This window comes from Acidovorax sp. KNOB132, from assembly GCF_057541515.1.
Map to the genome: position 1 here is coordinate 1 of NZ_BAAJYT010000274.1, position 4,569 is coordinate 4,569.

General features: G+C 70.0%; 6 protein-coding genes and 1 pseudogene. 2 read left to right on the forward strand and 5 right to left on the reverse strand.

The features are described 5' to 3' along the window. The 5 genes and pseudogenes from AC27IO_RS20770 to AC27IO_RS20790 all read right to left on the reverse strand — a co-directional run. A pseudogene (locus tag AC27IO_RS20770) lies at positions 1-156 on the reverse strand (adenosylmethionine--8-amino-7-oxononanoate transaminase); the annotation flags it as partial. Positions 157-169: 13 nt separating this feature from the next. Continuing rightward, positions 170-550 (reverse strand): aspartate 1-decarboxylase, encoded by a 381-nt coding sequence (gene panD, locus AC27IO_RS20775; RefSeq protein ID WP_498740536.1) that lies wholly within the window; start codon positions 548-550, stop codon positions 170-172. A gap of 60 nt (positions 551-610) precedes the next feature. After that, the gene (gene nadB, locus AC27IO_RS20780) at positions 611-2,200 is read right to left on the reverse strand and encodes an L-aspartate oxidase (protein ID WP_498740538.1); all 1,590 of its coding nucleotides are present in this window, start codon (positions 2,198-2,200) and stop codon (positions 611-613) included. Between the two features lie 76 nt (positions 2,201-2,276). Beyond that, positions 2,277-3,137 carry a segregation and condensation protein A gene (locus AC27IO_RS20785; protein WP_272564987.1) on the reverse strand — a complete coding sequence of 287 codons (861 nt, stop codon included), beginning with the start codon at positions 3,135-3,137 and terminating at the stop codon, positions 2,277-2,279. Between the two features lie 71 nt (positions 3,138-3,208). Further along, positions 3,209-3,412, reverse strand: a complete 204-nt coding sequence (locus AC27IO_RS20790) for a DUF3460 family protein (RefSeq protein WP_272564986.1) — start codon at positions 3,410-3,412, stop codon at positions 3,209-3,211. A 120-nt stretch (positions 3,413-3,532) separates the two neighbouring features. Between AC27IO_RS20790 and AC27IO_RS20795 the strand changes: the two genes are divergently transcribed. Further along, a complete protein-coding gene (locus AC27IO_RS20795; protein WP_498740540.1) occupies positions 3,533-4,060 on the forward strand; it encodes an outer membrane protein assembly factor BamE in 528 nt (175 codons plus the stop codon). 164 nt (positions 4,061-4,224) lie between these two features. Beyond that, on the forward strand, positions 4,225-4,569 hold a 345-nt coding region (locus AC27IO_RS20800), incomplete at its 3' end, for a YitT family protein (protein ID WP_498740541.1).

Sequence of the window (4,569 nt, forward strand, 5' to 3'; positions counted from 1 at the left end):
GATGCCGTCCAGGTAGCGCCGGCCATCGGTGCCGTGCAGCCACGGGCCGCGGGCGCTGGCGATGGCCACGGGCGGGTCGGCCTCGTGGCGCTTCATCTGCGTGCACGGGTGCCAGACGCTGGCCAGGCTACGGGCGACGAGGGTGTCCTGGTTCATCGTGGGTGGCCTTTCACAGGGCCTGCGTGGGCACGTGGTGGCGCAGTTCCACCTGGCGGTTGGCGGCGTCCACGAACACCAGCTGCGGCCGGTGCGCGGCCACCTCGGCTTCCTCGACCTGGGCGAAGGCGGCAATGATGAGCAGGTCGCCCACGGCAGCGCGGCGCGCCGCCGAGCCGTTGACCGACACCATGCCGCTGCCGCGCTGGCCCTTGATGGCATAGGTGACGAAGCGCTCGCCGTTGTCGATGTTCCAGATGTGCACCTGCTCGTTCTCCACGATGTTCGCGGCGTCGAGCAGGTCTTCGTCGATCGCGCAGGAGCCTTCGTAGTGCAGCTCGCAGTGCGTGGCGGTGGCGCGGTGGATCTTGGATTTCAGCAGGTTGCGTTGCATGGCGGGAGGGGCGAAGAAAACGGTTAGAGCTTGCGGTGAGGCGGTGAGGCGGTGGGGCGGTCAGCGGACCGGCGGGACCAGGATGGTGGGCGCGGCCGGGGCGGCCCGCTCGGGGTAGTCGCGGCTGTAGTGCAGGCCCCGGCTCTCGCGGCGCATTTGGGCCGAGCGCACGATGAGTTCGGCCACCTGCACCAGGTTGCGCAGCTCCAGCAGGTCGCGCGTGACGTGGAAGTGGGCGTAGAACTCCTCGATCTCGGCCTGCAGCAGCGTGATGCGGTGCGCCGCGCGCTCCAGGCGCTTGTTGGTGCGCACGATGCCCACGTAGTCCCACATGAAGCGGCGCAGCTCGTCCCAGTTGTGGGAGATGACCACGCACTCGTCGGCATCGGTCACGCGGCTGTCGTCCCACGGCGGCACGTCCGGCACGGCTTCCGCGCTGGCGGCGGCGATCGCCTGGGCGGCCGCGCGCGCGAAGACCATGCACTCCACCAGCGAGTTGCTGGCCAGCCGGTTGGCGCCGTGCAGGCCGGTGCAGGCGGTCTCGCCGATGGCGAACAGGCCGGGCAGGTCGGTGCGGCCGGCCAGGTCGGTGAGCACGCCGCCGCAGGTGTAGTGCGCGGCGGGCACCACGGGGATGGGCTCCTTCGTGATGTCCAGCCCCAGCTCGGCGCAGCGCGCGAGGATGTTGGGAAAGTGCTCCTGGATGAACGCCGGGCTCTGGTGCGAGATGTCCAGGTGCACGCAGTCCAGGCCGTGGCGCTTCATCTCGTAGTCGATGGCGCGGGCCACCACGTCGCGCGGGGCCAGTTCGGCGCGCGGGTCGTGCTGCGGCATGAAGCGCGTGCCGCCGGCCGAGCGGGGCAGCAAGAGCCGCCCGCCCTCGCCGCGCACCGCCTCGGTGATGAGGAACGACTTGGCGTGCGGGTGGTACAGGCAGGTGGGGTGGAACTGGATGAACTCCAGGTTGGACACGCGGCAGCCCGCGCGCCAGGCCGCGGCGATGCCGTCGCCCGTGGCCGTGTCGGGGTTGGTGGTGTACAGGTACACCTTGCCCGCGCCGCCCGTGGCCAGGATGGTCTGCGGCGCGCGGAAGGTCACGACCTCGTCGGTGCCTTCGTCCAGCGCATACAGCCCCAGGCAGCGCTGCGGCCCGCCGCGGCGCAGCTTGTGCGGGGTGATGAGGTCCACCAGCGTGTGCTGCTCGAACAGCGTGATGCCGGGCGTGGCGCGCACGGTGTCGATCAGGGTGCGCTGCACGGCGGCGCCGGTGGCATCGGTGGCGTGCACGATGCGGCGAGCGCCGTGGCCGCCCTCGCGCGTGAGGTGCAGGGCGCCGTCCTCCTGCGAGAACGGCACGCCCAGGCCCTGCAGCCAGTGGATGGCCTCGGGCGCGTTCTCCACCACGAAGCGCGTGGCGGCCAGGTCGCACAGCCCCGCCCCGGCCACCAGGGTGTCCTGCACGTGGGCCTCGTAGGTGTCGCCTTCGGCCAGCACGGCGGCGATGCCGCCCTGCGCCCAGGCGCTGGCCCCGTCCCGCAGCGCGCGCTTGGTGATGACCGCCACGCGGTGCGTGGGCGCCAGGTGCAGCGCGGCCGACAGCCCGGCCAGCCCGCTGCCGATGATGAGAACGTCGAAATCGTGGGATGGCATGGTGGTGCGTGTGGGCGTGTGGGCGTGTGGGGCGTTCGGGCCGGGGCGCCCGGCCGTGGCGGTGAAGGGCGTCGGCTCAGACCGGCGTGTACGCCAGCCGCACGTAGATGGGCGCGAACGCCTCGGCCTGGGTGATCTCGATCAGGGTTTCCTTGGCCAGTTCCAGCAGCGCGATGAAGGTCACCACCAGCACGGTGCTGCCTTTTTCGGGCTCGAACAGTTCCTCGAACTCCACGAAGCGCCGGCCCTGCAGCGTCTTGAGCACGGCGCTCATGTATTCGCGCACGCTCAGCTCCTCGCGCGTGATGCGGTGGTGCTGCACCAGCTTGGCGCGCCGCAGGATGTCGCGCCACGCCTCCTGCAGGTCGGCCACGTGCACGTCGGGAAAGCGCGGCTGCAGGCTCTGCTCGATGTGCACCTGCGCCCGCAGGAAATCGCGCCCGTACTGCGGCATGCGCGAGAGGCCGGCCGCGGCCAGCTTGATCTGCTCGTATTCGAGCAGGCGGCGCACGAGTTCGGCGCGCGGGTCCTCGGGCTCGGCGCTGCCTTCCTGCTTCTTGGGCGGCAGCAGCATGCGCGACTTGATCTCGATGAGCATGGCCGCCATCAGCAGGTACTCGGCCGCCAGCTCCAGGTTGCGGCTGCGGATCTCGTCCACGTACACCAGGTACTGGCGCGTGACGCCCACCATGGGGATGTCGAGGATGTTGAAGTTCTGCTTGCGGATGAGATACAGCAGCAGATCGAGCGGCCCCTCGAACGCTTCGAGGAACACCTCCAGCGCATCGGGCGGGATGTACAGGTCGGTCGGCAGCGCGAACAGCGGCTCGCCATACAGGCGCGCCAGCGCCACCGCGTCCACGACCTGGGGGGAGGCGCCCTCGGCACCCCCAGCGGGCAGGGCGGGGGCAGAGGCCCTGTCCGCGGCGGTGCTCATCGTTTGCTATTAAAAATATAGCTACCAGCGTTAGTTGCTATTGCGCTGGATGGCATTTTGATGCCTGAGATTCAGCCCTGGGTCTGGTAGACGTAGGGCTTTTGCGGCACGCTGGCTTCGTCGTACTCGCCCCAGAGGCTGCGGTCCACGCGCTTGTCCCACAGCAGCGCACGGCCGGCCTGCTGCTGCGCGTCCAGTTCGGGCTTCTCGGTCTTGAGCTGGTTGATGAACTGGGTGGTGTCGGACTGGTAGTCGGGGCGGCGGAAGAAGGACATGGCGGTGGTGCAGTCACTGTAGGGAGGCGGCGATTTTAGCGGGCGCCGCCCTTGGCCGGGGCGCCGCCGCCTCGGCGCGCTACAGTGCGGACCCCGACACTGCCCCGGAAAGGACCCCCGATGAACACCCCCCGATGGAGCGCCCCGGCGGCCCGGGCGCTGCGCGCCACCGGCCTGGCCTGCACGCTCGGCGTCCTGGCGGCCCTGCTTGCCGGCTGCGATCCGCAACGCATCAGCGAACTGGAGGAGGGCAGCTCCACCGAGGCCGACGTGCGCTCGCGCTTCGGCGAGCCCGAGCGCGTGTGGGACGAGCCGGGCGGTGCCCGCACCCTCGAATACAACCGCCAGCCGGCCGGCCACCAGAACTACATGATCACCATCGGCCCCGACGGCCGCATGAGCGCGCTGCGCCAGGTGCTGGCGCCGCACAACTTCGAGCAGATCGTGCCCGGCATGGCCATGGACGACGTGCGCCGGCGCCTGGGCAAGCCCATGAAGGCCATGACCTACGAGCGCAAGGGCGAAACCGCCTGGGACTGGCGCTGGAACGACGGCGGCAACCAGCCCATGATCTTCACCGTGTACTTCGACGGCCAGGGCCGGGTGCTGCGCAGCGGCAGCGCGCTGGAGATCCGCGAGGGGCGATAGCCCGGCGCCGTCACCGCCAGCACGGGCTGGCGCGTTGTTTGCATGGCCTGCCGGTGTTGGAGTAGCCTGTGACACCCATCCGCCCCGCCATGCCCGAAGCCCCCTTGCCACCCCCTGCGCCCCCGGCCGAGGCCGCGCTGCCGCCTTCCGCGCCGCTGTACCCCATGGGGTCGCTGCGCCACGGGCATTACGAAGACGTGCAGGCGCTCTTCGCCGGTACGCTGTTCGTGGCCATGGCGCTCATGCTGTTCGGCCAGGCGGGGCTGCTCATCGGCAGCACGGCGGGCATTGCCTTCTTGCTGCACTACGTGACCGACATCTCGTTCGGCAAGCTGTTCTTTGCCATCAACCTGCCGTTCTACTGGTTCGCCTGGACGCGCATGGGGCGGGAGTTCACCGTCAAGACGTTCCTGTCGGTGGCGCTGCTGTCGGTGCTGACGGAGCTGTTTCCCCACGTCATGCACGTGGACTACCTGAACCCGCTGTTCGCCGCCGTGCTGGGCGGGCTG

Coding starts and splice junctions, on each gene's coding strand:
- panD (WP_498740536.1), bottom strand. CDS start 550: ATGCAACGCAACCTGCTGAAATCCAAGATCCACCGCGCCACCGCCACG.
- AC27IO_RS20785 (WP_272564987.1), bottom strand. CDS start 3,137: ATGAGCACCGCCGCGGACAGGGCCTCTGCCCCCGCCCTGCCCGCTGGG.
- nadB (WP_498740538.1), bottom strand. CDS start 2,200: ATGCCATCCCACGATTTCGACGTTCTCATCATCGGCAGCGGGCTGGCC.
- AC27IO_RS20790 (WP_272564986.1), bottom strand. CDS start 3,412: ATGTCCTTCTTCCGCCGCCCCGACTACCAGTCCGACACCACCCAGTTC.
- AC27IO_RS20795 (WP_498740540.1), top strand. CDS start 3,533: ATGAACACCCCCCGATGGAGCGCCCCGGCGGCCCGGGCGCTGCGCGCC.